Consider the following 24,788-nt stretch of genomic DNA (forward strand, 5'->3'; position numbering starts at 1 on the left):
CTAAGAATGCCTCCTTCCGATCCCAGCCGCCCCGACGCGCTTCAGTCTTTAATAGACGATCCGAATGAAACCCTCGGCGCGGAGTACAAGGCGCAGGGGAATCTGGATGCACCCCTTGGACGGGCGAAATTTGCACGGCATTTGGCCGCGCTGGCGAACCACGGCGGCGGCTACATCATCATCGGCTTCACCGACGATCTGAAGCCGCAAGAACCTCGTCCGCAGTTGCCCTCTCGCGACGACATCGCCCGCGTGGTGAAGCAATATCTTGAGCCGGTCTTTCAATGCGACGTTCGAGAACTCGCCGACGCTCACGGGCGAACCTATGCCGTCATCGTGGTGCCGCCACACGGTCCGACGCCGGTCTGCTGCTGCGCTGACGGCCCTCAGGACAATGGGAAGGTTCAGGGGATTTCGCGAGGCGTCTACTACATCCGGAAGCCGGGACCGGAGAGTGCGCCCGTACTGACGCCGCAAGAATGGACACCCCTGATCCGCCGTTGCGCGCTCGCCGAACGATCAAATTTGCTCGGAGCAATCGAGACGGCCTTAAGGGGCGGCGACCAGACGCCGGCTCTGGAGGCGGTACTCCGCCAGTGGGACGATGCTGTCGCGGTCGCTTACTCAAAGGGTGTCGAAGACTATCACCCCGGTCTTAAGGCCGGGACCTCTCACTTCCGCCTTTCCTATGCGATCGAAACCTCAGGCGACCTTCCCAAGATATCCGAACTCTCCGGCATTCTGCGGCGTGTTGGCCTCGAGCTGGATACGCAGGTCCGCACCGGGTGGGGGATGTTTCATGTCTTCGACGGACCTATTGCGCCACGATCCAAAACCGATGCTCGTCTAGATGATGGGGAACTCGAATTCCTCGAAATGAACCTGCTCGAAACAGACAGTAAGGTCGGTATGACCGATCTCTGGCGAGTGTCCGCGACGGGCTTGGCAAGCATCCAGCGGGGCTTCATCGAAGACACACATTGGTGGAAAGACATCCCCGCCGGGCAGGTGTTCAGTCCGAACCAGATGGCGATGAACGTCGCCGAACTCGTTCGCCACGCGGCGCTCCTGTCGCGCGAGTTTGGAGTGGCTAGCCAGGTGCACTTCCGATGCGAATGGAGAGGTCTGCAGAACCGCCAACTGCACGACTTCTATCATCCTTGGATTTTCGTAGGACACCCGGCGGCGGACGATGTCAGGAAATCGCGGGCCACCGCGACCATCGGCATGCTGGAGTCAGCGTGGCACGAGGTGGCGGCGGAACTTGCTGGACCAGTGGCTCGGGCCTTTGGGATTGGCAATGTCGTGACGCCTGAATGGTTCCTTGGACAGAGCGCAGCTTGGAAGCGTAACCGCTAAGCAGTGCGAGATAGCTCACGGCTGGGGCATGTCCACACCTTCGAGAACATAAAGAGAACGTTCTCCTTGTTGCAATAGGCAAGATTGGCCTAGACGCACGACCGGGTCGGTTGGCTGGATCAGAGCGGACCGTGAAAGAGCAGGGTGTGCAGCGGCCGTCACGTGAAGACATTGTTCCGGAAGTTGGGCGCCGGCTGATCGTGCGCTGCGACAGCCCGATCTGTGACCATGCGATGCTAATGGATCCGGGCCCGGTGTTTGGCGCGCGGCGCTATTGGCCGGCGGTCGGGCCTTCGTATCGGTTCAGATGCCGCTGCGGACATCGCGTGGCGCAGGTGTCCTACACGGACAATGGCGATCAGCCGGAGGGGCCGATTTCGCCCGCCGCTCTCAGGCTTTGGTTCTAGGATGCACAGGCCAGTCGGACCAGAAGCACCGCCAAGGCTCGTGACGGTGCAGTCCGCCCGACGTCGGAATCTGGTGCTGCGGATCACATGCGAACCCTGCAGCCGGTTCCAGTCGATCGAAGGGTCTGTCCTCCCCGTCATTCCGCGCGCGATCGCGATCGGAGAGCTGTGGCTGGCGGGCCGGTTCCGGTGCGCGGCCTGCAAGCGTCCCGCGTCTCGGCTTGAACTGATCGAACGGGGTCAGGTGCAGACGACATTGGAGCGTTGGGGCGTGGGCGAGCCGTTCGTGGCGGAGCGACTGCGTCGACATTGGCGACACGATCCCTACGACCGACGCGACTGGCCCGCTTGGTTCAGGCGGCAGTGACCCTTCGTCTCTCCGGCAACGGGCCAGCCTCGCGCGGCCTCTCAATGGCCTGATCTGACCGAAGCCCGCCCGGCTTCCGCAACCGCTCGCGCGACTTTCTTCCCCGGCCTGACGGCCTTCCTCGCGAGGCAAGAAAGTCGCTCTCGCGGTCCTCCGCTGCGCTGCGGGGGCTCGCCGCGCTCGCCCTGCGGGCCGTCCGGTCTCCGGTCCATCGATCGCCATCGAGGCTGCGGCAGGCGTGGCCCGACATCAGCAAGGAGAGACTTCAATGGCCACCATCGGCACCTTCACCCAGCAAGCGGACGGCAGCTACAGCGGGTCGATCAAGACCCTGACCCTCAACGTCAAGACGGCCCAACTACGGGCTAACGAAAAGTCCGACGACAAGGCTCCCGACTTCCGCATCTTCTCCGGTCAGACCGAGTTCGGCGCGGCCTGGAAGAAGACGAGCCAGCAGAACCGCGAGTATCTGTCGGTCAAGCTCGACGACCCCAGCTTCCCCGCGCCGATCTACGCCTCGCTGGTCGAGGTGGAGGGCGGACACAGCCTGATCTGGTCCCGCTGAACAGTCGCGGCGGCGCTTTCCGGCGCCGCCGCCTCTTCCTCAGGTCGGGCGGCCGTTAGCGTCGAGGAAGATGCCGGCCTTGTGCTGGTCCTCCAAACTGAAGGCGTTCTGGGCGAACATTTCATTTTCCTCGATCGAGCGATCGAGGAGCGCGGACATGGCCGCGCGATTGCGTTCCTGGATCGGCGACAAGCTCGCGCGAGCCTGGGCGACGTTGGTCCGTTCCGTGGCGACGGCCCAGGCGAAGAACTTCCCGAACAGGCCGACGACCACATCGGAAATCTGGACGCCGATCTCGTCCTCGGAGTTTTCGATGAAGCGAAAATTCCGGAAGGGCCGGCCGCCGTCCACGAGCGGCATTGCATCCAGCCTGTCCATAATCAGGCGCTCCGTGTCGAGAATGTGCGACGCATTCTTCAGCATGTAGATCCGGTTCAGATAGAAGGCCGCGAAGTCGTTGATGAGGACGTGCGGCTCCGCGTCTTCAAGGAACGGCAGCGCGTCCAGCCTCGTGCCGATATCGAGCACGTCCTTCAGCATCCGGGCATTGAAGGCCGGCAACAGCGCGCGCCGGGCGAGGAGGCGCTCAGCCAGCTCCTTAAGGAAGGCGCGACGCCGTTCTCGCCCGACATCGGGGTAGGTGTAGCGCTGGAAGAGGTTGACGAGATCGTCGAGATCAGCGCGCAGGATCAGATGGAGGTCGCTCTTCAGCGGTGGTCCGATCCCGTAGAGGCGCGGGTCTCCATGCTCGCTCAGAATGGAATCGATCATGTCGACGGTCGACCAGTAGAGCGGGTCCGTCGCCTGGTAGTGGATGAACAGACCTTCGCCGAGCAGCCACTCGAGCAACGTGGCCAACCGCTGAGATCGCAGGACCGAAAGGAAGTCGCCGGTCGCGATCTGGGCGAACTTCATCTCCTTGGCGGTCGGTTGCAGTCTCAGCCCCGGGCGCACTGCCTCGAAGCCGAGATCCCGCGGTACGCCCGTATGTGCGATCCCTCCCAAAACGAAGCACTGAGGCTCGCGGACGTTGAGCCCGTCCGACGTGACGTGCAGCCGACGCACGTTCTGGGTCTCGTCATAGTACAGGGTGTAGATCACGTCGGCCTTGGTCAGGCGGTGGGCGCGGATCGCGACATCCCGCATCTGGTTGACGTCGATCGTCCTCTGTTCGTCGCTCACGTCCATTCTGTTCCGCCTTCGGTGTACGCTTCAGCCTAGACCTTTCTCGAAGGTCGCGCTGGACAACGTGTTCCCGGCTTGAAGCGAAGCACCCGTTCGGCTGGGGCGCCCTTCAGGGCGGCGGGCGAGCGACCGCCTTCGGTCGCCGAGGGGAGGGCTGGGAGCCCCGTAGGCCTGCGGGGCGAAGGGGGTGACGGTCTAGGGCAGGATAGGCTTTGCGCCGGCATTGTCAGACAAACACATTCCTCGATGGACCGCTTCACTGTTCGCCTTCCCACCGACCTGGCCCGCCGCTTCGACGCCACCGCAGGCCGAGAGGGCGGCCGGTCGCGTCTGCTGCGCAGGCTCATCGAGGGGGCGTCGGACGCATCCGTCCCGGAAGGCCCGGCGGCCGCGCCCGTCGGCGCTGCGGCCAAATTGACGCTCAGGCTCAGGGCAGGCGACCTCGCAGCCCTTGAGGCTGAGGCCGACCGTTGCGGCCTGTCCCGAACCCAGTGGGCGACCGCCCTGATCCGTCGCCGCCTGCATGATCGCCCTCAGCCGGCGCCGGCCGAAGCCCAGGCCCTGATCGAGACGCGCCGTGAGCTCCGCCGGATCGGCGTCAACATCAACCAGATCGCCAGGGCCCTGAACACCGCCGTGCTGGAGGGCGTCGTTCTACGCGTCGAGCTCGTTCAACTCGCCGCTTTCGCGGACGAAATCCGGGGACACTCAGGCGCCATCGATCAGGCCCTCAGGGCCAACCTCGACTACTGGGATGCGTCGTGAACGACTTCCGTCAGCCGCTCGGTTTCGAGGATGCGCTGCGTCCGCCGGTTCGTCCCCGCAAGGCGCGGATCACGCGGGCCGTTCTGCGGCCTTCCGGGGCGGCCGGCGACCGCGCCGCCTACGCCCAGCTGGCGCGGGTCGTGCGCCGTGCGCCGGAGGTGATGGTGAAGGTGACCGGGCGGACCAAGGACGGGGCGCATCTGCTGAGCCATCTCAGCTACCTGACGCGAAACGGACGGCTTCCTTTGGAGACCGCCGAGGGTGAGCGTCTGTTGAGCCGTGAGAGCGTGAAGGCCTTGGCGACCGAATGGACACTGGAGGCCTCGTTGGCGCCGCCCGGACGGTGCGATGCGCCGCTGTCTCGCTCCATCGTCCTGAGCATGCCGGCCGGGGTGGCTCCCCATGTGGTCGAGGACGCCGCACGCGCCTTCGCCGAGAAGGCGTTCGGTACGAGATTTCCCTATGTCTTCACCCTCCATGACGAGGGGCGTCATCCGCATGTCCATCTCGCGGTTCGGGCCTTGGGCGACGATGGCCAGAGGCTCAATCCACGCAAGGCGGATCTGGAGGTCTGGCGCCAGACCTTCGCCCAGGCGCTGCGCGACCGCGGGATCGAGGCGGAGGCCACGCCGAGGCGCGCCCGCGGCGTGACCCGGTCGACCGAGCGCCTCGACCGGCTGAAGGCCGATGAGCGCTTGGGACGAAACAGCGAGGAGCGGGCGCGTCGGCCTGATGAGCGGTCGCAAGCGGACGCGACCGACCCTGAAGCGCCCTGGGCGCGCCGGCGCAGGGCGCGCTGGCTTCTGATTCAACGCGCTCTGGCGGAGGAAGCGGACCGTCTTCAGCGTTCGGAACGCAAGGTCGACCGCGCTCTCGGCATCGCGGTCCGGCAGTTCATTTCTGGCCGGGGATCCGAGCGAGACAAGACGCCTACCGGTGATGGAGGGCGGGAGAAAGGCCGGTGACGGATCGCTTTAAGGCGTCAGGGCGGTGACGGTTGGAGAGAGTTCATGGCGGAAGTCCGAGATCCAGGCCTTGGCGAGGCTGCAGAAGGGGGATTGAGGCGAGGCGGCGTCGCGGATCTCGGCCAGTCCCCGATGCGCCATGGCTTCCGAACGCTCCGCAAGATTCAAGAGCCGTTGTCGGGTGACGGGTTGGGCTTCGGCGTCGGCGATGTCGCGGAGCTCGGCGCCCAGGCCGAAGAGTTTCACGACCAGTTCGCCGAGGACCTCAAGACGTCGCAGAAGGCGGGTCCGCTCCTGCACAAGACCCAGGCGGTTGAGGCCGTAAACCTGGATCGACACCGATCCCTTCGCGCTGAGCCCTGCGGCCCGCGCGGCGCGCTCGATCGCCGGGGCGTGCTGCGCCGCGCCGAAGGCCAAAGCTGGAAGGGCGCCGTCGCCACCTGCCGGATAGACCAGGCCCAAGGGAGACTCCCGATCGATCAGGTGGCGAAGGTGTTGTTCGGGATCGTCGCTGCAGGGGTCGAGCAGCAGGGCGTCTTCGGCGGCAAGGCTCGCCGTCCGAACGGCCGGGTCCGGCTCGGTCGTCATCCGCACGCCGCCGGGTGCGAGCGGAAAGCTGGATTGTTTGCCGGTCTGGAGCGGAGAGAAGCCGGTGCGAAGCACGGCGTCGAGCACAGCGCTCACACTGACCAGGTGGGTCGGGGTCGCCTGATAGCGGCGGCGATTGCAGTCGATGCAGCTGGGGAGAAGGTTCTCCCAATCCCCGGCCAACCACCAGTAGCCCCGGTGTCCCACGACGCCCTCCACCTCGCCTTTCGGTCGGAAGTGCTCGATATCGACAGGACCGGTGATGTCGTAGCGGCTTTCGCAGTAGGCGCATTTCCCATGGAAGAGCCGCTCCATCGCCTGGCGGACGTCATCCCCCTTGTAGGCGGTGAAGGTGAAACTCGCCGGGGGCGTGGGGCTGTTGTATTCGTTCCGGGCGCGCACCAGTTCGCTGGGACCGGCGCGGTTCGGCCCGGTCAGACTGGCCGGCGCCGTCTCCGCCGTTCGGTCGACGCGGCGCACGACTAGAGCCCCTCGAGGATGTTGGCGATCTTGTCGCGGGTCTCGCGCCGCAGTTTGCCCAGGGCGCCCGCGCGTTCGCGCCGGCGCCGCGTCAGATAGTCCTCGACCGCCTCCTGGATCAGACGCTCGATTTCGGTGGAGCCCACAGGCATGCCAGCCTGGATCTGATGGGCGATATCCGCGCGAACCTGTTGCAGGGTTCTCTGGTCTTCGTCGGACAAGGGGAGGCCTGATCGTTCCGCCCCCAGCAGATCGGCCGCCTGGGCGAAACGCGTCTCGATCGCTGGCCCGTCGGTCGAAAAGAGCTGGAAGAGGTCCGAGGTGAGGATTTGCTCGATGCTGAGCGCCCCCATCTCAGGCAGCTCCTCCAGTTGTTCGACCACGACCGGCAGTTCACCGGGGACATCGCGTTGGACGCGGCGAAACACCATCACCTCGCGCGCGTGGAGACCCCGCAAGCACAGGGGGTCGTGGGTGGTGACGATGAAGGTGACGTTGGGCAGCGCCTCCCGGAGCGCCTGAACGATCCGCATCTTCCAGCGCGGGTGTAAGTGGGCCTCGATCTCGTCGATGAGGACGACTGCGCGGCTGTTGGCGAGGGTTGCGCTGTAGCGGTCCTGGATCGCGATGAGGCCTCGCATGATGTCGCAGGCCATCGCGAGGACCGATCGGAAGCCAGACGAGACGAGACTGAGCGGGGTGAGCTGCTCAAGCGGCGGAAGGCCGGGTCGGTCGACGGCCACGCGCAGGAAGCATTTGCCGTATTCAACGACCAGAACTTCTCCCGGCTGTTCGAGGCCAAAAATGATCTTCAGCCGCCGGGCGACATCGTTGAACTGCTCGCGCTTGCTTTCGTCGGCGTAGAGAGCGGCCAGCCACTGTTCGGGGTTTGGCAGGACGTAGCCCGGCTCGAACAGCGACCGGATCGGCGACGACCGGCGAACCCGCTTGTCGCTGGCGAGATAGAGACGGAAGGCGCCGTAGGCGAAGACGGGGAGGCGAGGCATATCGGCCCCGTCCAGCGTCGGGAACCCCGGTCGCACGCCCATTGCGGCGGTCCATCCGTTCTCGTACCGGACCGCAACGTGCCCTCGTCGAGGCCGGCGGCTGTCGGTCGCGCCCATCAGGCCGGGCGAGAGCATGAACGAGCGTGCGTCCTGGGAAAGATCGTCGCGCGTCGGCTGGTCGACGAGAGCGAGCGCCATCGCTTCGAGCAGGGAGCTTTTTCCAGCGGCGTTTTCACCGAGGATCACGAGGACCGAACCTGACTCCTCGCCGGTCGCGCTCGAGATCTGCGCTGGTGGGGGGAGGTCGAGATGGACGCGCTCGAGCGCCTTGAAATTCTCGATCTCGAACGACCGGGGGCGGATGTCGCCCCGGTTCGGCGGCGCGGCCGGACCGGCGCTGGTCAGCAGTTGGTCGGGCCGCTCCAGCAAGTCGAACCACGCCTCCTCGAACAGATCAGCGAAGTCGTCGTCAGCCAGTCGGTCGGCGTAATAGCGATCGATGCGGTTGATCGACAGGGCTGGCCGGACGCCGCCGCCGCCACCCAGTTTGCGCGCCAACTGATAGAGCAGGAGAAACCAGGCGCCGCCGAATTCCAGATTCCGGAAATCGAAGATCGAGGACTCGGTCTCCTCCTTGCCGCGCTCGAACAGGCGATGGCGGTAGGTGTCGAACGCATAGGCGCGTCGCGCCTGAAGCTCAGGGCGATCGAGATTGAAATGGGCGATGGTTGCCCGACCGCGCTCGCCGAGGCCGAGCAGTGCGCCGCCGGGCAGGGCGGCCAGATGTTTGCGGAAATCCTTGCCTTCGCAGGGGTCGAGGAAGACCGCATTGTCGGTGCGGTTCGAGATCCAGTTGCCGCTCGAATTGTCGATGTTCAGCCGGATTTCCTCGTCGTCCGGCAGGCGGCGTCTCAGACCAAAGACCGGAAAGATCGACGGCTCCTTGGGAAGGCAGCCGCTGCAAACCGGGTAGATATTGTCCCAGGCGTTGGCCAGCCACGCATAATAGAGGTGAGCCCGATCCGCATCCCTGCGAGGCGTTTGCGAGGCCGGTCCGGCTTCCTCGCTGGGACGGAACCGGTACGCCCGCGTGGGCGTCTCGCTTTCGCAGAACGCGCATCGCCCGTGAAACAGGCTCTCCAACGCCGTCTGAAGTTGCCGGTCCTGGACCAGGCTCGACGCCATGCTGAAACTGGTCTGGGCCGCGAACCCCGGGTCCATCGAGAAGATTCGGGACAGGGCCTCGCGTCCGGCATCGGCTCGCGTATCCGAGAGGCAGGCCGGCGCGGGGTGGCTGTCGCGGTCGACTTCAAGCATGTCAGGCCTTGGGCGTCTTGGGATTAGGGCGGTCGGCCAGCATGGTGTCGGTTGACGTCTGATCCCAGACCTGGGTCTCCGGCGCGAGGCGCAGGTTGAGCGCGTGCCGCAGGGCCTTGATCCACGGCGGCGTGGGCTCGACCTCAGGCGTCAGCCAGTAGTCGTTGTGGCGGAATCTCGGGGCGCCGATCGGCAGTCTGACGTCGCGGACGCCGGGGCCGAACAGAGGCGCCACGAGGCCCGAAACGATATCGCCGATGACGATCAGGGTGTTGGAGAAGTAGAGGTTCGTCCAGCTGGTCGAGGCGAACGGCGCCGCGTGGTGAGGCCCCCACTGTCCACGTGCGACCTCATAGGAAAATCGCGGCGGGCTGGTCTGTTCGAAGAACGGGGGGCACGTCGGCAAACCCCGCGCCCCGACCCGGAAGTCGAAACGCTCCCGATTCCGCGTGATCAGGATCTCGGCCTTGCTCAGCGGTGACCCGAGCGTGACGTAATCCGAAACCAGCCAGGCGGCTCCACCGGTCTCCCAGCCGTCCGCCAGAATCGTCGCATAGACGCGTTGCGCATCGCGGAAGGCGATGAAGGCGGCGCGATCCTTGGGCTTTCGCTTCAAATGATCTGCCGCCTTCTCGAGCGCCTTGAGGGCGACCGCCGCCGCGCCACCCTTTGGGTGAGCCTTGGCCCAGGTCTCGCGAGGAACCCGTTCATAGGCGGCGGCGAGTATGTCGAGACCGATCGCGGATCCGAGGCTGTGGCCCACCAGGATGATCCGGTCGTATTTTCCGGATTTGGCCAGACGCTCGAGAACGTCGACGCCGGCGCGCCGGATGGCGTTGCGCGCCTCGACGTTCGGCGGGTCGGCGCTGAAGTACCGCGCGGCGTCGCCGGCCACTGGAGCGAGCCAACTGGTCGCGGCAAGGCTTGCGAATACCCCCACAAGAGCGAGGCCCGCCGCAAAGGGTTTCGGGATGAACAGGTCGGCGAAGCTCGAAGGCAGGGCGGCCACGATCATGAAGGCGGCGCCGATCAGCAGCAGGACCACGCCGACGAGCCACACCCGCCTCAGACCCCGCGGCACGCTGGACGGCGGGCGAATGAACAGATCGCGCACCCACCCGAGCGTGCTGCGGACCGTGTTGCCTTGCATCAGATGCGCCCAGTAGAATTCGAAAAAGTCCACGCGGCGCGGGTTGGGGGCGCTCCAGTAGCGTGTCGTCACCCGGCGAAGATCGAAATTATCGTTGATGGTGTCCGGCTTGGCGTAGACGGCGTTGTCGTATGCAGGGACGAGGTTGCGGTCCGAGGACCAGGCGGCTTCGACAAACCCCCAGAGGGTCGACATGGGGCGTTGTTCCCCCATCCCATGGATCAGGACGACGGCCGTCTTCGGCTTCGCCTTGGGCGCGGATGCGGCCGGCGACGGCGTCGGTGCGGGCGTCGCCTTGGCGGTCGAGGCCGCGGTCGTTGTCCTTGGTTTGCGCGCCATGCGAACACTCACCCCCAGAGCGGGTGCGGACATCGGGCCGCACAACCACAAATATGGTTATCTGCGGATCGCGATTTTGTCGAACTGTGGTTTGCGTCAGTGGCGACGTTCGCGGTCGGTCCGTCGTTCCGGAGGCTCCCGGCCCATCGCCCGGTTCGCGAGCGAGGCCGCATAGGCGACGAGCCGCGCCTGGGCGGCAGGCTCGGGAAGGAGTGTGCGAACCACGAGAGCTGCGTTCCGCATACGGGTTTCGATATCGCGCGGAGGCGCCGGTGCTTCACCGGCGGCCTGCCGGTCGCGGTCTCGGGGCCGGTGTCCCGTCACCTGCAGACCCAGCGCGCGCGCCTGGATCCAGGCTTCCCGCCTGAACGCCTCGTCACCTCCAACCCGAACCGCGGCCCAGCCGCGATGCCGGGCGATCCTGAGCATGTCCGCCACCGCATCCGGGTAGGCCTGGGTCGCCGTCAGGCTCCGGCCCCGGTCGCGAAACATGGGATCGGTCGCACGATGATCCCGGAAAAACCGCTCGGGTCTCCCCTGACGGTCCCGTTCGATCAGGTAGCGGTCGAGCAGGGTTGCGGGCACATCGCCCTTGGTCGTCGAGATCGGGGTTTGCGTCTTTCGATCCGGACCGATCCGGTTAGGCTCGAGCTGCGGCTGCGGGGCGCGATCCTTGCTCATGCGCGTTCCTCCTCGCGCGCCATCCGCTGCGGCGGGCCGGCGGCGACACGATCGAGCCAGGCGGCGATGTCTTCTTCCGACGCACCGGGCCGGGGCGGGGGCAGGCCCTCTTCTGCGAACGCACGGGTGATCGCGTCTATATCCATGTCATCGTTCTCGCGTTCTGGAGAGGAGGGCACGACGGTACCGACATCCGGAGAGGCGACCCCCGCGACACGAGGCGGCGGTGGAGGCGGAGGCGTCAGGCGACGACAGAAAGCCGCCTCCGCGAAGTATCTGATCTTGCGGCCGCGGACGCCCGGCACGCCCGCCTTGAGCACGATCAGGGCCTCGGCGGACATCTGCATCAGCTCCTGCGGCAGCATCAGCGCCCGTCTTTGAGAAGACCGGGTGATGCTGCGGCGGCCCGCCCCCAGACCGCGAGGCGCGCTGAAACTCCGGCTGACCTCGGTGTAATAGCCCAGCCTCTCGCTGAGCTCCTGGGCGACCCGCAGCTCCTTGGGCGCGAATACGATCTCAACGCCGCAGTTGGTCAGGATTTCCTCGGTGACGTCCGGACCATAGAGCGCCCTCAGCTGGGCCGGGCTCTGGATGACCGGCAAGAGCCGAAGACCGTATCCGGCGACCCAGGCGAAGGCGTGAGCGAGAACGGGCGCGGGGCCGAGGCGCGCGAACTCGTCCAGAAGCACAAGCACGGTCTGATCCGCAGGCCCGGGAAGCGCCCGGCTGTTCAGATCCACGAGCTGCTGGAAAAGCAGGCTGTAGAGGGGAGCGACGCGGATCATATTGTCCGGACTGGTCCCGAGGTAGAGAGACAGGCGCCCGCTTCTCAGGTCCCGAAGGTCGAAGTCCGAGGCGCTCGTGGCCGCATCGGCCAGAGGGTTCAACCACAGCCCCATCCGGGTCGTGATCGACTGGCGGATGGAGGCGAAAGTGTTCTCGCTGGCAGCGCAGAAATCCATCAGGGCGGACACACAGGCCGCCGGAAGCGGGTCACCCTGCCGACGACGCTCCTCGATCCGCTTCGGAAAGCGGACGCGGGCGTCGTCCCCGGTCAGCTGCCGAAAGATCTCGCCGAGCGTAAAGGGGAGCGCAGAGGTCGCGCCGACATAGGCGCCGACCCCCAGAAAGCCCGTTCTCGCCGCCTCCGCCCAGAAGGGATCCGCCTGCGGATGGGTGGGGAAGAGCATCAGCGCCAGGCGCTGCAGTTCGTCCAGCACGCCGACAGCGTCCGTTCGGTCGATGTGACCCAGGGGATTGTACCGGGCGGTCCGGCCATCCCGGGCGAGCGGATCAAAAAGGATCACGCGCTGCCCGGCCGCGGCCCGAAATCCCGCCGTGGCGTTGAAGTTCTCGCGCTTGATGTCGAGCACCACGACAGAGCCGGGCCAGGTCAGGAGATTGGGAATCACGACCCCGACGCCCTTGCCGGTGCGGGTCGGGGCATAAAGCATGACGTGCTCGGGGCCGTCTGCGATGAGAAAGCCCCCTGATCGTCCCCGGCCGAGCAGAATGCCGGATCGGGCGCGCAGCCCCGCGCGGCGTTCCTCGGACGCTGTGGCCCATCGGGCGGCGCCATGAAGAGGCCGGCGGCGGCTCAGGGCCAGCACGGCGCTGAGGATGAGGGCGGTCAGGCCGGCGCCGATCGCACCGATGGCGAGCCACCGCCGGACATCGGGATCATGGCGGTAGTACCAGAACCAGGCCGGCGTCCGCAGGGGATCGATGTCGGTCGAGAAGCGCCCCAGACCGATGAGTGCGATGAGGCCGGCGATCAGGATGAGACAGCCGAGGAGGACGACGGCGGTGGCAGCGAACGCCGCCGCCCTAGTGGCCGGGGCCGCGTTTGCGAGCGGGGTCATGCCAGACCTCCGTTACCCGAAACCGACCATCGGCCTTGCGCATCTGGACCGCGACATCGACCAGCAGATGCAAAAGGGCCCGGATGTCTTCCCGCGGCAGGTCGCGGCCCCCCTCGGATTCCCGGACCAGAAGCGTCAGCTGCTCGAAAGCCAATGAGGCGCTGTCGGCGTGGACCGTCGTGATCGATCCCGGATGGCCCGAGTTGACGTTGCGCAGATAGAAGAAGGCCGTGCCGTCGCGCAGTTCCTGCAGAAGAATTCGGTCCGGACGCATCCGCAGGGCGCTCTCCAGAAGGGATTTGGCGGTCACCTGGGCAAGTCCCTGACCCTCCTTGGAATAGGTCAGGTGGACGACATTGCGATGAGGGACGACCAACTCCCGGGTGTCCTCGATCGTCAGCAGCCGTTCGTGCTCGGGGATGGCTTCGACGAGTCCCTTGGCGAAAGTCGTCTTGCCGGATCCGGTCGCCCCGGAGACAAGGATGTTTCGCCGGGACACCACTGCCAGTCGGAAGAATGCCGACCAGTCGCCGGCGGCCTTGAGGGCGCTGAGCTCTGCGTCGATGGGATCCGCAACGGCGTCGTCCACCGCAACGACGTTCTCGAACAGGCCGCCGGCCGCGAATGCCTCCAGCCCGAAATGCCGGCGCGACGGTTTACGGATCGTGAGTGATACGGTGCCCGAGGGGGCGGCGGGCGGCAGGACGATCTGGCAGCGCTCGTCGCCAGGCAAGGCGGTCGAACAGATCGGCCGAGCGTCGCTGACGTCCTGTTTGGTGAAGGCCGCGGCCGCCACCGCCAGGGTTCGAAGCCAGGCTTCCGTCAGAACCGGCTCTTCGTGCCAGCGCCACCTGCCGCCTTGCTCGATTCCGACTTCGCCCGGACGGTTGATGACGAGCTCGGTCACATCATCCGGAGCCAGCAAGGGGCGCAACGGAGCGAGGTAGTGTTCGAGGACGGCGGTGTCGTCCATCACCGCACCCGCAAGCGGTAGACGCCGGCGAAATCGAGGTCCTGCGCCACGAAGATCGAGACCTCCGCGCCTTGAGGCTTGCGCAAAGTCGCGGGAATATCGACCGAGTTCTGGAGGGCGATACCGGCGGCGTCGGAGGGGACGCGGGCGGTCTCCCGCACAGCGTCGTTGCGACCGACCGCGGCGTAAAGCCCGTCATCCACCAGGGACAGGAGAAGCGCGCCGCCAAACCGATCCCAGAAGTGGGTGTCGACGCGGCCATCGAAACCGGCCCGGCCGAGGGCGTCGGCCGCCGGCGAGGCCAGACCGACCGAAACGCCCGCCGGGGTGACCGCGCGGGTCCAGAGGACGAACAGCCGGTTTCTCCCCTGCTGAAGGCCGCCCTGATATTCTCCCAGCACGCGCGTGCCCCGTTCCAGGAGCACGACTGCGCCGCTGTCGGAGTAGACGTCTCGCGGCAGAATGCAGTTCACGAAACCCGGCGTCGCGCTGTCCATGGCCGTCTGCAGGACACACGGGATGGCCGCGCCGGCCGTGAGCAGGAGATTTCTGTCGCCCAGCACGTTCGCGCGCGCCTGTTGGATTGTCGACCCCCGCCTCAGGGCGTCGAGCGGTGTCGCACCGGCCTGGCCGGTGGAGATCGGCATCGCTGACGCCGAGCCCGTCGCCGGCGAGACGTGCGGGCCCGATCCGCCGGATCCCTGCCGACTATAGGCCAGAACCGGGGACCGCCTTGCTTCATCTGCGATCGCCTGCCTCCGATCCGCCGCCGACGGTTCGCCCGTTGCGCGGCCTGGACTGCTCTCAATCGCAGGGACGGGCTCTCCCGCCGGCGTGAGGGCGGGCGCCGCCGGATCAAGCGTCTCCTCGCCCAGGGTCGGCGCCGCCGGCTCCCGTCTTGCCGGCTCGAACGGCACGAGCTGGCGCGCGGGCTCCGTGTCGCCGGGTGTGCGCGCCTTCTCGGCGTCGCCCCGGTCCCAGGTGGCGTAGAGGAAGACCGCGCATCCAAGTCCAAGAGCGCCGAGGGTGACCAGCTTTGAGCTGCGACCTCCGAAGCGACCGGCGATCGGGGAGATGCCCCGGTCCGTCATGGGAGGCGCGACAGGGCCGTCCCGGCGGACGTCCGCAGACGGCCGGTCGTCAGGTTCGGGAGACTCGGTCATGGGCGGGTTCCTTGCATTACGGTTCGGTCGACGAGCGGCGAGGCCGTGCCTGTGCCGGTCCCGATCCCGCGTGCGTCGTAAGCGTCGTTGAAGATGCACAGCACCGATCGTCCGCGTCGCAGACGCAGTCCGGGAGCGACCGCGTGCACCACCACGAATTCGCCGCGGACGTCGAATGGGACGAGACTCTCCACGCCTTCGGAGGACACCGCGAAGATCGACGGGATGGGTTGATTGGCGGGGAACCGCAGGACAGTGAAGCGGCCGTTGTCAGTCACCTCGCTCGGCTGAAGGTCGGTCGCCCCCTGGACGGTGTAGGCGAGGTTGCGGTGTCCGGTGAGGGCGGCCTGATCCAGCGTCAGATCGAGCAGGCGCGCCTCGATGGCTTCGCTCGCGGCCTCGAGCGAGGACACGGTCGCCGCCTGAAGATCGTGCGGGTAGCGGAACCGGATCTGATAGGCGATGGCCGACCGATCCCGGGCGTCGCGCGCCGCGAGCTCGAAAGCGTAATGGCGGCGCTCGCCCGCGCGGTCCGTGACGACGAGAAGGTTGGTGGCCTGCAGTCGCTCGCGGGGCTTCAGAAAGAGAACCGAGCCCTCCGCGGCGACTTCCCAGCTGACGCTGTCGCCGATCGCGACATGGCGAATGGTCTCGTCGGGGCTGAAGACGATCTGCGTCGCGGTGCGAAAAGCGCCGGCCACGCGGTAGATCGAGCCCGGCGCATAGTCGACCTCGATCATTCTGGCGTCCCGGGGCGCGTCGTCAGCCAGCGCCGGCGTGGCGCAGAGAAGGGCGAGACCGGCGCTCAAGGCGAGTATGAGCCTTTTCATCGAACCACCTCCGGGTCGGCGCGGTAGGAGGTCACCTGAAAGCCCAGCGGATTGCGCAGGCGATCCGGTTCCGACATGGGCGCCCGGGTATAGGTGAAGGCGACGGTGGCGATCCAGTCGCTCTCCGTCACTTGCTGGGCTTGCCGCACCGTGCGGTGGAAACGCACGTTGGCGACCCCCGCGTTGATGAAACCGATGGCCCGGATCGAAACGACCGCCTCTGCGCCGGGTCCGTAGAGGTTCTGCGGACTGGAGGGGTTCGAGCCGCGATAGTGGTCCGCCCAGCGTCGTTGCTCCGTGCCGCCGGACAGGATGGAGACCAGGGAGAAGGTCTCTTCCGCCGCAGGATCGAGATAGCCCTCGCGCGCCCGGACGTACTGACCGAGGAAGTATTTGCTGACGGCCTCGTCATAGGTCGCCGGCCCTTCCGCCGACGACAGACCGCGGACCACGTCCACGGCCCCCGTCGACTGGTCCACACGCACGACGAAGGGTTCCGTGGTCTTGAGCGGGGTCAGCACCACGACGGCGGCGACCGCGACCAGGGTCAGGCCGGAGGCGACCCCGGCGACGGTCCAGGCCAGACGCCGCGACCGGATCGCCGCAACGAGACGATCCTGATCCCACCGGCGCGCTTCGGCGAAGTAGGTTTTCAGGTCGGAGGAGGGGACGCCGGTCATGCGCAGCCCCCCGCGCCCGGCGCTTCCGCCTCTCTCGTGATCGGCGCCCCCGCGCTCGCAGGCGTTGGCTCAGCGGGGGGCGGAGGCGCCAGGACCGAGCCGTAGGGATTGGCCGGCCGGCGATGACGGCCGTCGCAGATCGGTGCCTCGGACGGCCCCAGCGTCGTGCAGCCGGTAAGGACGGGCATTGAGAGGACGAGCAGACACAGACTTGAGACGGTTCGGAGAGGGGACATCAGCGTGCTCCAGTGGGACGGATGGATCCGCCGCCGCGCGGCGGTTGACGGCTGGCTTCGAGCGGGCCACGCGCTGCGCCGCTCGGGCTCGATCCCAGGGCCGCAGCATTGGCGAAGTCGGCGAGGCCGGCGCTGGCGCCGCCCGCGATCCCGGCGGCGATCGCCGGTGTCTGGAGGAAGAAGATCGCTCCGAGCAGACACAGGGCGATGAAGATCAGGCCGCCGACCATCGGATCGCCGCCCTCGATCGCGCCCCACTGATCGCGGACCAGCGAGAGGACCAGTTGGAAGATGGTGATGATCAGGGCGAACAGGACGAGGTAGTTCACGGACTGGGAGAGCCAGCCAAAGAAGAAGCGCCGCGTCGCATCGAACAGGGCGCAGGCGATGAAGATCGGGCCGAGCGTGACCAGGAGCGCCAGCGCCAGCTTCGCGACCAGCACCACGCCGAAGCCGAGCGCGCAGGCCAGCGCGCCGACGATGAAGACGGTTGCCGAAACGAGGTAGGGCGCCAGATCGAAAGCCGATCCTTCGCTGCCGATCTTCTCACCGAGGTAGCCGGCATAGGCGAGAAATTGATCGAAGGCGCCGCCGACGTTCGGCGTCTCGGCGCCGCTGATCGCGCGCGCGAGAAAGTTCGGCAGATCCCTGAACAGGGGTTCGGTGACGAACTCCGAATAGGCGGGCGTCGTCGCCAGCACGTAGATGAACAACAGCTTGATCGCCCGGATCGCAAAATCCATGATCGGCTCGCTGATCGCGCCCCGAAAGATCGCAAAGCCATAGAGAACGACGTAAAGCACCAGAGCGATACGAAGCGGCCCCTCGACCTCGGCGATGACCGATCCGAGCCGATCGCCGAGGAAGACGTTCAGCCTCTCGTCGAGGAAATTGTAGGCCGGCTCGAAGACCCGGAACGACATCGCGACCTCCTAATGAGCCTGCCGGTAGGCGGCCATGCGGTCGGCGCGGCGCGCTTCGGCGAGGCGCTTGCGTTCGAGGTCGCACGGCGTTCCGCCCGCGCCCCGGTCGCAGTTCGCAACGGCGGCTTCGAGCGAGGCGCGGTCAGACGCTGATCCTGACGGCTCCGAACGGGGCTCGCTGCAGGCCGTAGCGAGCGCCGCCAGCGCGACGGCCGCGGCCCTCACCGGAAAGCCTGGCGATAGACATCCATCCGCGAGGCGCGTTCCGCCGCGACCCGTTCGCGGGCGCGCTGCTCCTCGAGTCGCGTCTCGGCGGCTTGCGTCAGGGCCAGACCTTGCAGCCTGATCTGCTCGTTCTGGATGATGGCCTGCTCGGCGGCGAGGCGGGCGTTCAGATCCATCACAGCCCGCGCATTGGGCGCGGTGTCCAGCGCCCGCCGCAGTGTTTCCAGACCTTCGAGGCGGCGGGTCGCCGATCGGTCGATGCTCTCGCCGATGGCCAGGTCCCGCGCTGCGAGCGCGCCGGACCTCTCCAGGGCGGCGGACGCTGCGGTCTCCTCTTCCGCTGTATAGAGGCGGGTGTCCCGACGGATGGCGTCAGCCCGTTCTGCGAGGTCGCCGAGGGCGGAAAGGTCGCCGTCGGCGGCCGCGCGAAGGGTCGCCAGGTCCGGAAGGGGATTGCGGATCTCGGGCAAACCGAGGCTCCCGGCGACGGCGTTGACGTTCGAGAGGTCGTTCAGGCTGTTGAACAATTCCTGGCCCTGCCGCACCTGCGCCTTGAGGGCATCCAGTTGTTCCATGGCCGTGCGGGCGTCCTTCACCATCTGGGCGAAGGAGGTCGGGTCGTAGACGACCTGCTGGGCGTTCGCGGGCGCCGCCAGGGCGAGGGCGAGCGAAGCGCTCGCAGCCAGAATCGCGGTCTTCATGTCGATCTCCTTTGCGTGTGAAACGGCCCCCGCCAGTCGGCGTAGTCGTCCCCGGCTCCGGCTCTCAGCCGGTCCAGCAGGGCGACGGTTTCGGTTCGACCCGAAAGGACGGCGAGCTCGTCCTCGAGACCTTTGAGGTCGAGTTCGACGACGACGCTGTCGTGACCCTGCTTGACCAGGAAGCGACGCGACTCCGGCGTCAGCTCGTCGCGGATCAACCGGAACTCCTCCTCGCTCAGGCCGAAGCCGTCGACATAGTCGCGCGCCTGGGCGTGGGCGTTCGGCAGGAAGATCTTGGTCGCGCACTGCTCCAGGATGGTGTGGGCGATAGGTGAGCGCAGGGCGTCGGCCGGAGACTGGGTTCCGAAGACCATCAGGGCGTTCTGCTTGCGCCAGGTCTTCAGGCCATCCTGCGCGAGGTCGGTGAAGGCCGCGTCGCCGAGAACCTTCCAGAACTCATCGATGTCGAGGACCAATCGCCGCCCGTCCACGCGTTGGGCGATGCGGTGGAACAGGTAGAGCATCATCGGGGTGCGGACCTCGGGGTGGTCCAGCACGTCCGTCATGTCGAAACCGGCGAAGCGGGCGTCCAGCGACAGAGCGTCGTCGTCCCCGTCCAGAGCCCAGCCCAGCGGCCCGGCCTGGGTCCAGCGTTCGAGACGCGCGCCGACGCCGCCGCTGTCGGACTGGCCCAGAAGGCTGCGGAGAGCGGTCAGGGATCGTCGCTCGCAAGGCAGGGCCTCAAGGGCGGCGACGGCCTCGTCGATGGCGCGCGCGTCCTGGACCGAGAGGGTCTCATCGGGCCGGGTCACAAGGGTGCGAACAAGCCTGCTGAGAAAGGCGCGATTGGCCGGTGAAGGCGCCAGCGCCTTGAAGGGGGCGAACCCGGTCGGCTCGCCGTTTCGCAGAGCGAGATAGGTTCCGCCGCACGCCCGGACGAAGATCTCGGCGCCACGATCCTTGTCGATGAAGAGCTGCTGGGGGTCGAAACGCTCGAGCTGCGCCAGCATGAAGTTCTGGACCACCGTCTTTCCAGACCCCGACGGTCCGCAGATGAAGGTGTGACCCAGGTCGCCCACGTGGAAGTTGAAGTAGAAGGGCGAGCCGGCGGTCGTGCGAAGGGTGGCGACCGAGGCGCCCCAATGATTGCCCGACGGCTTGCCGACAGGGTAGGCATGAAACGGCGAAAGGGCCGCGAAATTCCTCGAGGTGATGGCGGCGGGGCGCGTCCTTCGGGCGAAGCCGCCCGGAAACTGCGACCAGAAAGCGGCCTCGAGGCCCAGATCCTCGCGCGCGACGACGAGCCCGGAATCCGCCAGGTGCGCTCTGGCCTTGGACAGGTGATCCGCCAGAGCCGCGGAAGTGTCGCCGAAAACGAGGACGGAGGCCTGATGCTCTCCGAGGACGAAGCGGTTGCTGACCAGGTCGTCGAGCGCATCCGACAGGCCCTCGATCTGGGACGACGCCCGGTCGCGAGCCGAGACCATCTGGTTCTGCTTGCGCTCCATGACGGATCGGCCCGCCGCCTTGGACAGGAAGGCGAAGGACTGGGTCATGACGAACCCGAAGGGCGCGCTCAACAGCGCGTTCCAGAGGCCCGGGCGCGTCGACGCGGGATACTCCTTGATCGCCAGCACCCCCGCAAAGCGGGCGGCGTCGATATCGCGGATTTCCAGGGTCTCGCGTCCGAAGATGACCCTCACGGTGTAGGCTGCCGAGCCGAGATGGCCGTAAACGATCGGCGCTCGACCGGACTGTCCGGTCAGCACGAGCCTGATCAGTTCCATCGGCTCCGAACACCAGACCTCGCGGTGCGCGTAGAGGCCGAGGCGTCGGGGAGCGTATCGGCCGAGGTACTGTTCGAGATCGCGTCCCGCGTCTTCCAGACGTTTGATGAGCTCGGGCGCGATCTCCATGTCCCGGCGTCGGGCCGCCTGCAGGCGACGCATGAGGGCGCCCGCACGATCGCTCGCATCCCGGCCCGGGTGAAGCACCAGGGTGACGAAAAGCTCGTTCACGAACAGCCGGCGGCCGCCGAGCCGCCGCTCATAGGCGTCGCTCAGCTCCCGGGCGAAGTCCGAGCGGAACCCGCTCGCCGTCTCGGGTTGGACTTCACGTCGAACGATATGGTGCCAGATCGCCAGCCGGTCGTCGGCGAGGTTGCGCCAGGCCTGGTTGAGCTTTGTGTGCCAGTCATTGAGATCGCGCGGGTCGGCGGTTTCGAACGCCGCTCCCTGGAGTTGGAACGCCATCATCAGGGCGCCGCTGTCGAGGACGACGACATGATCGCTCGCGTGCCGCGCATAGGGCAGGCCGGCCGTCGCATCGGCCTCCTTGCGGAGCCGGGACGGGGTGGGGCGCGGATCAACCACGAGCCAGCTCCCCGGGGTGAAATCGCCGTACGAGCGGGAGGGGCGTCGGCGAACTGCCGCCCCACAGAGCCCCGTTGCGGGACCGGCCCTTGGTGTCGACGAAAGCCAGCAGCAGCCGGAAGGCGTTGTGATCGACCCGGCAGATCGCGCGAAACACCAGATGCAACGCCGGTGCGGTCATGAGGTAGAGCAGGCTGCCTCCCACCAGGAAGGCGAGGCCCGAGACCATGACGTTCACGCCCATGGCTTCCATCGGGACACCCATGATCATCGCCGGCCGGGTGCAGGCGAGAAACAACGGCTCTTCGATCAGACGTTCCTCAGCCATGACCGGAGCCGCTCAGGACGAGGGCGGTCTTGGCCAGGCCAAGCCCGAGAAGGCCGCCGGCGAGGGCCTGTGCGAAACGCGTCGGCGAGATCAGCTTGACGCCGAGCATCAGGCCGAGGGCCAGGGCGCCGACGGCTCCAGCGACGATCAAGATCACGTCGGCGGCGGCCATCAGGCGCCGCCCGTGATCAGGCCGACGATCTCGGCAGCCCCGAAGACCACGACGATCCCGAGGATGACGATCGCGGCGCGTCGCAGGTCGAACAGGCCGAACATCCACAGGATGCCGACGACCACGACCGCGAGGATCGCCAAAAGCCGGGCTGTATTGCCGGTCAGCATGTCGACGACGTTCTGCAGCAGGCCCTCGACATTGGCCGAGGCGAAGGCCGGCTGAACGGAGATCAGGGTGGTGGCCAGTGCGATGGCCCCGACCGCGCAATGGCGTCGGTGAGTGAGGGACAGGATCACGGGATGACGCTCCAGGTCTGGGTCTGTGAGGCGGGGACGAACAGGATGGCGGCGTTGGCTCGGGCGAAAACGTCCCAGGCCGCGGGCGGCGAGACGGGCTCCAGGGCGGGATCGGAGGCGGGGCCTTGGGGACCGGCCGGCGTCAGAGGGCCGGGTTCTGCAAGGCCGAGGCGCATGGCCGAGGCTTCCACGCGCGCGACGTAGCCGTTGCGAAACCCTCGCTCCGGGTGGCCGGTGTTGTAGCGGGACAGGGCGACGCGCAGCGCCTGCTGGCGGTCGCCATGGGATGGCGTGGCGTCGTAGCCGGCGCGCAGCACCGTCGCGGCCGCCGCAAGGTTGCGGCAGGGGTCGAAGGCGTCTGCGATCGACAGACGCAGCCAGTCCAGATTGGCGGAGTTGATCTGGGCGAGACCGAGATCGATGTTGGCGCCAGACGAGATCAGACGCTTCGCGGTCGCGATCGCCTCGCCGCGCGACTGGGGCTGACGCACGGCAGAGCCCCGGTTGACGCCGATGGCGAGCGGGTTGAACCGACTCTCCGCATGGGCGATCGCCGCGAGCGTCTGCGGGGAGACGCTAGGGGCGCACTGGGCCGAGAGGGCGAGGACGAGCGCAAGATCGAGCACGGCGGGGCTCCTGATGAGAGCCTCAGGAGACCGCATCCCGGACGCGGTTTCGATCCGTCAGGGCGCCACCGGCGATCTACGGGGCGAAGGACCTCGGCTCCGCCTCCCGGCGATCGTCGCGCATGAGCACGGCCACGGCCTGCACCCTGGTTCTGACGCCGAGCGTGCGGCAGCCGAGAAGGATGTGATCGTCCACAGTCCGGGCGGACAGATTGAGGCGCTCACCTATCTGCCGGGAGGAGAGGCCTTCGGCCGCGAGCTTCAGGCAGTCCGACTGTCGATCGGAAAGCTCTGACGCGACGGTCAGCTGCAGGGGATTGCGGGGAGGAGAAAGCGACTGGGACATGGACTCAAGCCAGACCCGGATCGGCGTTTGCGGCAAGTCCGCAAGGTTCACGCAGGAAATCTACGGTGTGAGATCGCTCTCGCCTAACCGTCCTCATCCGCCGACGGTTTGACGAGTCGACCGATCCGCTCCTCGAGCCAGGCCTGCGCCGCGTCATCGCGTCTCACGGCCTGCATGCCGAGATCCTTCAGTGTCCTCGTGAAGGCGTTGATGATCGATCGCGTATCGAGCTCCATGATCGCGTCGCCGACCTCCTCGTCGAACTCCTGGGTGACGACGCGCAACGCGAGCATGGCCTTGTTGTCCGCGCAGCGGACGGCGAACTCCGGCGACCCCAGCGCCATGCAGTCAATGATCGCATACGGATCGCTGTCGGTGGCCTCCGCGAAGCGGTGGATGCGCTCGAGATTGATCTTTCCGTTCCCCGCCTCGAAGTGCTCGTAAGACCGCTTGGCCATACCCATCGCTTCCGCGACATCGGCCGGCTTCATTCGCCTGTGCAGGCGGATCAACCTCAGGGCCGCAGCGAGAATTTCGTTCTGGGATCGGGGACGATCGCTTTCCATCAGCTCGGTTGCCTCGGGTTGTGGAGGTCAACGCGATTCTCGACGCCGTACTCCCGGTGGTTGAAAAATGGGGCAGTTGAGCATCAAATGAAAGACGGGAAGCTCACGGTGTCCCAAGTCTTGCGGAAAGTGCGCAAAGAACATGCGGTTCGTGTATGAAATCTGATATCCGGCTCTCAGCTACTCATCCGCCCTCTCAGCGAAATGATCGCGCCGCGTCGTCTCTTGCCGCGTCGTCTCTTGCCGCGTCGTCTCTTGCCGCGTCGTCTCTTGCCGCGGCGCCGGCCCTTGCGCAGGCCGGTGGCCTGTGATGCGCGAAAGGGACCAGTTCGCCGTCGCCCACACCGCCCTGGCCGGTTACGCCGCAGCGGGGCGTTTCGGCTGGGGGCACCCGCTTGTCGCCACCAGCCTCGCCAGTGAGCTGGGTTTGAGCCCGACGCCGGTTCGCGAAGCGCTCGCCCATCTCGCCGGGGAGGGCATAATCGAACATCGGCCGGGACGCGGCTATTTCGCGCCCAGCCCGACAGCCGCTGATATTGTTGGGCTTTATGAACTTCATCGCCAGTTCCTGCGCTGGTCCTCCGCTGAGGGCGTCTCTACCGAGGCGCCGCCTGTCATGCCGGCGGCGGATGAGGTCCTGCGGATCGAAGGCGTGTTCGACCAACTCGCCAGGCAGGGCGGAAACGGCGCAGTCTTCGAAGCCTTTCGCCGCGTTTCCGCGCAACTCAGACCGATCCGCAGGATTGAAGCGCTCCTGCAGGCCACGGGATTGAAGATCGCGCTCGAAATTGAACGTCTCCGCACCGACGGCCGGGCTGCGGAGTTGGCGGAGGCGATCGACGAGTATCATGAAGGCCGGATCGCGCTCTCCACCTCGCTTGAAAAAGTGATGCGGCAATCGGCATGAAGTATATTTCAAATATAGTTTGAAAATACGCGGGCCGGATCGCCTTGTGCTTCTACCGGCCATTCCGGCCGGGTGAAGGAGGTAAGTCATGCTGAACAAGACAAGCTCGAGCCTGATCGCCCTGGGCTCCGCCCGGCGCGAAACCCGTGCGGATTCCAGTGGGACGCACATGGAGCTCATCGGCGGCCAGTTCTACACCAAGGCCGGCGTCGGGGCGGAGGTCACCCGTCTCGGCTCGGCCCGGGAAGAAACCAGGGCGGTCGAGGAAGGCAAGCGGGCCGAACTCGTGCCCGAGCTCCGTTACACCACGGCGGAAGTCCGCCTCGGCTGAGCGGCTGCGGAGCCGTCGGCGTCGCCGGTGGCTCCGTTCGCTCATGGAGACCTCCATGAAAACCATTCTGACA

General features: G+C 66.7%; 26 protein-coding genes. 7 read left to right on the top strand and 19 right to left on the bottom strand.

Annotated features, from left to right (window positions below; genetic code table 11):
• Positions 1-6 precede the first annotated feature (6 nt).
• Both ACW172_RS14585 and ACW172_RS14590 read left to right on the top strand, forming a co-directional pair.
• Positions 7-1,359, top strand: coding sequence for an AlbA family DNA-binding domain-containing protein (locus ACW172_RS14585; RefSeq protein ID WP_492032160.1), 1,353 nt, complete (start codon positions 7-9; stop codon positions 1,357-1,359).
• A 1,042-nt stretch (positions 1,360-2,401) separates the two neighbouring features.
• Positions 2,402-2,698 (top strand): DUF736 domain-containing protein, encoded by a 297-nt coding sequence (locus tag ACW172_RS14590; RefSeq protein ID WP_017505563.1) that lies wholly within the window; start codon positions 2,402-2,404, stop codon positions 2,696-2,698.
• Between the two features lie 39 nt (positions 2,699-2,737).
• Here the strand turns inward: ACW172_RS14590 and ACW172_RS14595 are convergent, their stop codons facing one another.
• Positions 2,738-3,880 carry a hypothetical protein gene (locus ACW172_RS14595; protein ID WP_492032161.1) on the bottom strand — a complete coding sequence of 381 codons (1,143 nt, stop codon included), beginning with the start codon at positions 3,878-3,880 and terminating at the stop codon, positions 2,738-2,740.
• Positions 3,881-4,129: 249 nt separating this feature from the next.
• Here ACW172_RS14595 and mobC point away from each other — a divergent pair, with 249 nt between their 5' ends.
• Both mobC and ACW172_RS14605 read left to right on the top strand, forming a co-directional pair.
• Positions 4,130-4,648, top strand: coding sequence for a plasmid mobilization relaxosome protein MobC (gene mobC / locus ACW172_RS14600; protein WP_492032162.1), 519 nt, complete (start codon positions 4,130-4,132; stop codon positions 4,646-4,648).
• Entirely contained in the window at positions 4,645-5,613 is a 969-nt protein-coding gene (locus ACW172_RS14605; protein WP_492032163.1) for a relaxase/mobilization nuclease domain-containing protein, read from the top strand. Before mobC ends, ACW172_RS14605 begins: the two co-directional genes overlap by 4 nt.
• 9 nt (positions 5,614-5,622) lie before the next feature.
• Here the strand turns inward: ACW172_RS14605 and ACW172_RS14610 are convergent, their stop codons facing one another.
• From ACW172_RS14610 to ACW172_RS14655, 10 genes are all read right to left on the bottom strand, one after another.
• A complete protein-coding gene (locus ACW172_RS14610; protein WP_492032164.1) occupies positions 5,623-6,681 on the bottom strand; it encodes an HNH endonuclease family protein in 1,059 nt (352 codons plus the stop codon).
• A gap of 2 nt (positions 6,682-6,683) precedes the next feature.
• Positions 6,684-9,005, bottom strand: coding sequence for an AAA family ATPase (locus tag ACW172_RS14615; protein ID WP_492032165.1), 2,322 nt, complete (start codon positions 9,003-9,005; stop codon positions 6,684-6,686).
• Position 9,006: 1 nt separating this feature from the next.
• Positions 9,007-10,494, bottom strand: coding sequence for an alpha/beta fold hydrolase (locus tag ACW172_RS14620; RefSeq protein ID WP_492032166.1), 1,488 nt, complete (start codon positions 10,492-10,494; stop codon positions 9,007-9,009).
• A 96-nt stretch (positions 10,495-10,590) separates the two neighbouring features.
• Complete coding sequence (locus tag ACW172_RS14625; RefSeq protein ID WP_492032167.1) at positions 10,591-11,175, bottom strand: LPD7 domain-containing protein; 585 nt, start codon at positions 11,173-11,175, stop codon at positions 10,591-10,593.
• Positions 11,172-13,037, bottom strand: a complete 1,866-nt coding sequence (locus ACW172_RS14630) for a type IV secretory system conjugative DNA transfer family protein (RefSeq protein WP_492032168.1) — start codon at positions 13,035-13,037, stop codon at positions 11,172-11,174. Before ACW172_RS14630 ends, ACW172_RS14625 begins: the two co-directional genes overlap by 4 nt.
• Positions 13,003-14,010: a P-type DNA transfer ATPase VirB11 gene (virB11, locus tag ACW172_RS14635; protein WP_492032169.1), complete on the bottom strand. Its 1,008-nt coding sequence runs from the start codon at positions 14,008-14,010 to the stop codon at positions 13,003-13,005. Before virB11 ends, ACW172_RS14630 begins: the two co-directional genes overlap by 35 nt.
• Positions 14,010-15,173 carry a type IV secretion system protein VirB10 gene (gene virB10 / locus ACW172_RS14640; RefSeq protein ID WP_492032170.1) on the bottom strand — a complete coding sequence of 388 codons (1,164 nt, stop codon included), beginning with the start codon at positions 15,171-15,173 and terminating at the stop codon, positions 14,010-14,012. Before virB10 ends, virB11 begins: the two co-directional genes overlap by 1 nt.
• Positions 15,170-15,913 (bottom strand): TrbG/VirB9 family P-type conjugative transfer protein, encoded by a 744-nt coding sequence (locus ACW172_RS14645; protein WP_492032171.1) that lies wholly within the window; start codon positions 15,911-15,913, stop codon positions 15,170-15,172. The genes virB10 and ACW172_RS14645 overlap by 4 nt, the downstream gene beginning before the upstream one ends.
• An 86-nt stretch (positions 15,914-15,999) precedes the next feature.
• A complete protein-coding gene (locus ACW172_RS14650) occupies positions 16,000-16,683 on the bottom strand; it encodes a VirB8 family type IV secretion system protein (RefSeq protein ID WP_492032172.1) in 684 nt (227 codons plus the stop codon).
• Positions 16,684-16,918: 235 nt separating this feature from the next.
• Positions 16,919-17,842: a TrbL/VirB6 family protein gene (locus tag ACW172_RS14655; RefSeq protein WP_492032173.1), complete on the bottom strand. Its 924-nt coding sequence runs from the start codon at positions 17,840-17,842 to the stop codon at positions 16,919-16,921.
• 12 nt (positions 17,843-17,854) lie between these two features.
• On the opposite strand from ACW172_RS14655, the gene ACW172_RS14660 reads away from it, so the two are divergent.
• Positions 17,855-17,995, top strand: a complete 141-nt coding sequence (locus ACW172_RS14660; protein ID WP_492032174.1) for a hypothetical protein — start codon at positions 17,855-17,857, stop codon at positions 17,993-17,995.
• 68 nt (positions 17,996-18,063) lie between these two features.
• On the opposite strand, the gene ACW172_RS14665 is transcribed toward ACW172_RS14660, so the two are convergent.
• From ACW172_RS14665 to ACW172_RS14700, 8 genes are all read right to left on the bottom strand, one after another.
• Positions 18,064-18,768 (bottom strand): TrbJ/VirB5 family protein, encoded by a 705-nt coding sequence (locus ACW172_RS14665; protein WP_492032175.1) that lies wholly within the window; start codon positions 18,766-18,768, stop codon positions 18,064-18,066.
• A complete protein-coding gene (locus ACW172_RS14670; protein WP_492032176.1) occupies positions 18,765-21,140 on the bottom strand; it encodes a VirB4 family type IV secretion/conjugal transfer ATPase in 2,376 nt (791 codons plus the stop codon). Before ACW172_RS14670 ends, ACW172_RS14665 begins: the two co-directional genes overlap by 4 nt.
• Positions 21,133-21,468: a VirB3 family type IV secretion system protein gene (locus ACW172_RS14675; protein ID WP_492032177.1), complete on the bottom strand. Its 336-nt coding sequence runs from the start codon at positions 21,466-21,468 to the stop codon at positions 21,133-21,135. Before ACW172_RS14675 ends, ACW172_RS14670 begins: the two co-directional genes overlap by 8 nt.
• The gene (locus tag ACW172_RS14680; RefSeq protein ID WP_492032178.1) at positions 21,461-21,640 is read right to left on the bottom strand and encodes a hypothetical protein; all 180 of its coding nucleotides are present in this window, start codon (positions 21,638-21,640) and stop codon (positions 21,461-21,463) included. The genes ACW172_RS14675 and ACW172_RS14680 overlap by 8 nt, the downstream gene beginning before the upstream one ends.
• Positions 21,640-21,939, bottom strand: a complete 300-nt coding sequence (locus ACW172_RS14685) for a TrbC/VirB2 family type IV secretion system protein (RefSeq protein ID WP_492032179.1) — start codon at positions 21,937-21,939, stop codon at positions 21,640-21,642. The genes ACW172_RS14680 and ACW172_RS14685 overlap by 1 nt, the downstream gene beginning before the upstream one ends.
• Positions 21,936-22,565, bottom strand: coding sequence for a lytic transglycosylase domain-containing protein (locus ACW172_RS14690; protein WP_492032180.1), 630 nt, complete (start codon positions 22,563-22,565; stop codon positions 21,936-21,938). The genes ACW172_RS14685 and ACW172_RS14690 overlap by 4 nt, the downstream gene beginning before the upstream one ends.
• A gap of 76 nt (positions 22,566-22,641) precedes the next feature.
• Positions 22,642-22,911, bottom strand: coding sequence for a LuxR C-terminal-related transcriptional regulator (locus tag ACW172_RS14695; RefSeq protein WP_492032181.1), 270 nt, complete (start codon positions 22,909-22,911; stop codon positions 22,642-22,644).
• 83 nt (positions 22,912-22,994) lie between these two features.
• Complete coding sequence (locus ACW172_RS14700) at positions 22,995-23,477, bottom strand: helix-turn-helix domain-containing protein (protein ID WP_492032182.1); 483 nt, start codon at positions 23,475-23,477, stop codon at positions 22,995-22,997.
• A 310-nt stretch (positions 23,478-23,787) separates the two neighbouring features.
• Between ACW172_RS14700 and ACW172_RS14705 the strand changes: the two genes are divergently transcribed.
• Complete coding sequence (locus tag ACW172_RS14705) at positions 23,788-24,384, top strand: GntR family transcriptional regulator (protein WP_492032183.1); 597 nt, start codon at positions 23,788-23,790, stop codon at positions 24,382-24,384.
• A gap of 88 nt (positions 24,385-24,472) precedes the next feature.
• On the top strand, positions 24,473-24,715 hold the full coding sequence (locus ACW172_RS14710) for a hypothetical protein (protein WP_492032184.1): 243 nt from the start codon (positions 24,473-24,475) through the stop codon (positions 24,713-24,715).
• Positions 24,716-24,788: the final 73 nt, after the last annotated feature.

The organism is Brevundimonas sp. ALps5, from assembly GCF_058681645.1.

What these genes read in the sequence shown, in the direction of transcription:
- virB11 (WP_492032169.1), bottom strand. Translation starts at nt 14,010, where the DNA reads ATGGACGACACCGCCGTCCTCGAACACTACCTCGCTCCGTTGCGCCCC.
- ACW172_RS14705 (WP_492032183.1), top strand. Translation starts at nt 23,788, where the DNA reads ATGCGCGAAAGGGACCAGTTCGCCGTCGCCCACACCGCCCTGGCCGGT.
- ACW172_RS14650 (WP_492032172.1), bottom strand. Translation starts at nt 16,683, where the DNA reads ATGACCGGCGTCCCCTCCTCCGACCTGAAAACCTACTTCGCCGAAGCG.
- virB10 (WP_492032170.1), bottom strand. Translation starts at nt 15,173, where the DNA reads ATGACCGAGTCTCCCGAACCTGACGACCGGCCGTCTGCGGACGTCCGC.
- ACW172_RS14700 (WP_492032182.1), bottom strand. Translation starts at nt 23,477, where the DNA reads ATGGAAAGCGATCGTCCCCGATCCCAGAACGAAATTCTCGCTGCGGCC.
- ACW172_RS14620 (WP_492032166.1), bottom strand. Translation starts at nt 10,494, where the DNA reads ATGGCGCGCAAACCAAGGACAACGACCGCGGCCTCGACCGCCAAGGCG.
- ACW172_RS14625 (WP_492032167.1), bottom strand. Translation starts at nt 11,175, where the DNA reads ATGAGCAAGGATCGCGCCCCGCAGCCGCAGCTCGAGCCTAACCGGATC.
- ACW172_RS14710 (WP_492032184.1), top strand. Translation starts at nt 24,473, where the DNA reads ATGCTGAACAAGACAAGCTCGAGCCTGATCGCCCTGGGCTCCGCCCGG.
- ACW172_RS14665 (WP_492032175.1), bottom strand. Translation starts at nt 18,768, where the DNA reads ATGAAGACCGCGATTCTGGCTGCGAGCGCTTCGCTCGCCCTCGCCCTG.
- ACW172_RS14655 (WP_492032173.1), bottom strand. Translation starts at nt 17,842, where the DNA reads ATGTCGTTCCGGGTCTTCGAGCCGGCCTACAATTTCCTCGACGAGAGG.
- ACW172_RS14630 (WP_492032168.1), bottom strand. Translation starts at nt 13,037, where the DNA reads ATGACCCCGCTCGCAAACGCGGCCCCGGCCACTAGGGCGGCGGCGTTC.
- mobC (WP_492032162.1), top strand. Translation starts at nt 4,130, where the DNA reads ATGGACCGCTTCACTGTTCGCCTTCCCACCGACCTGGCCCGCCGCTTC.
- ACW172_RS14675 (WP_492032177.1), bottom strand. Translation starts at nt 21,468, where the DNA reads ATGGCTGAGGAACGTCTGATCGAAGAGCCGTTGTTTCTCGCCTGCACC.
- ACW172_RS14645 (WP_492032171.1), bottom strand. Translation starts at nt 15,913, where the DNA reads ATGATCGAGGTCGACTATGCGCCGGGCTCGATCTACCGCGTGGCCGGC.
- ACW172_RS14660 (WP_492032174.1), top strand. Translation starts at nt 17,855, where the DNA reads ATGAGCCTGCCGGTAGGCGGCCATGCGGTCGGCGCGGCGCGCTTCGGC.
- ACW172_RS14585 (WP_492032160.1), top strand. Translation starts at nt 7, where the DNA reads ATGCCTCCTTCCGATCCCAGCCGCCCCGACGCGCTTCAGTCTTTAATA.
- ACW172_RS14590 (WP_017505563.1), top strand. Translation starts at nt 2,402, where the DNA reads ATGGCCACCATCGGCACCTTCACCCAGCAAGCGGACGGCAGCTACAGC.
- ACW172_RS14680 (WP_492032178.1), bottom strand. Translation starts at nt 21,640, where the DNA reads ATGGCCGCCGCCGACGTGATCTTGATCGTCGCTGGAGCCGTCGGCGCC.
- ACW172_RS14695 (WP_492032181.1), bottom strand. Translation starts at nt 22,911, where the DNA reads ATGTCCCAGTCGCTTTCTCCTCCCCGCAATCCCCTGCAGCTGACCGTC.
- ACW172_RS14615 (WP_492032165.1), bottom strand. Translation starts at nt 9,005, where the DNA reads ATGCTTGAAGTCGACCGCGACAGCCACCCCGCGCCGGCCTGCCTCTCG.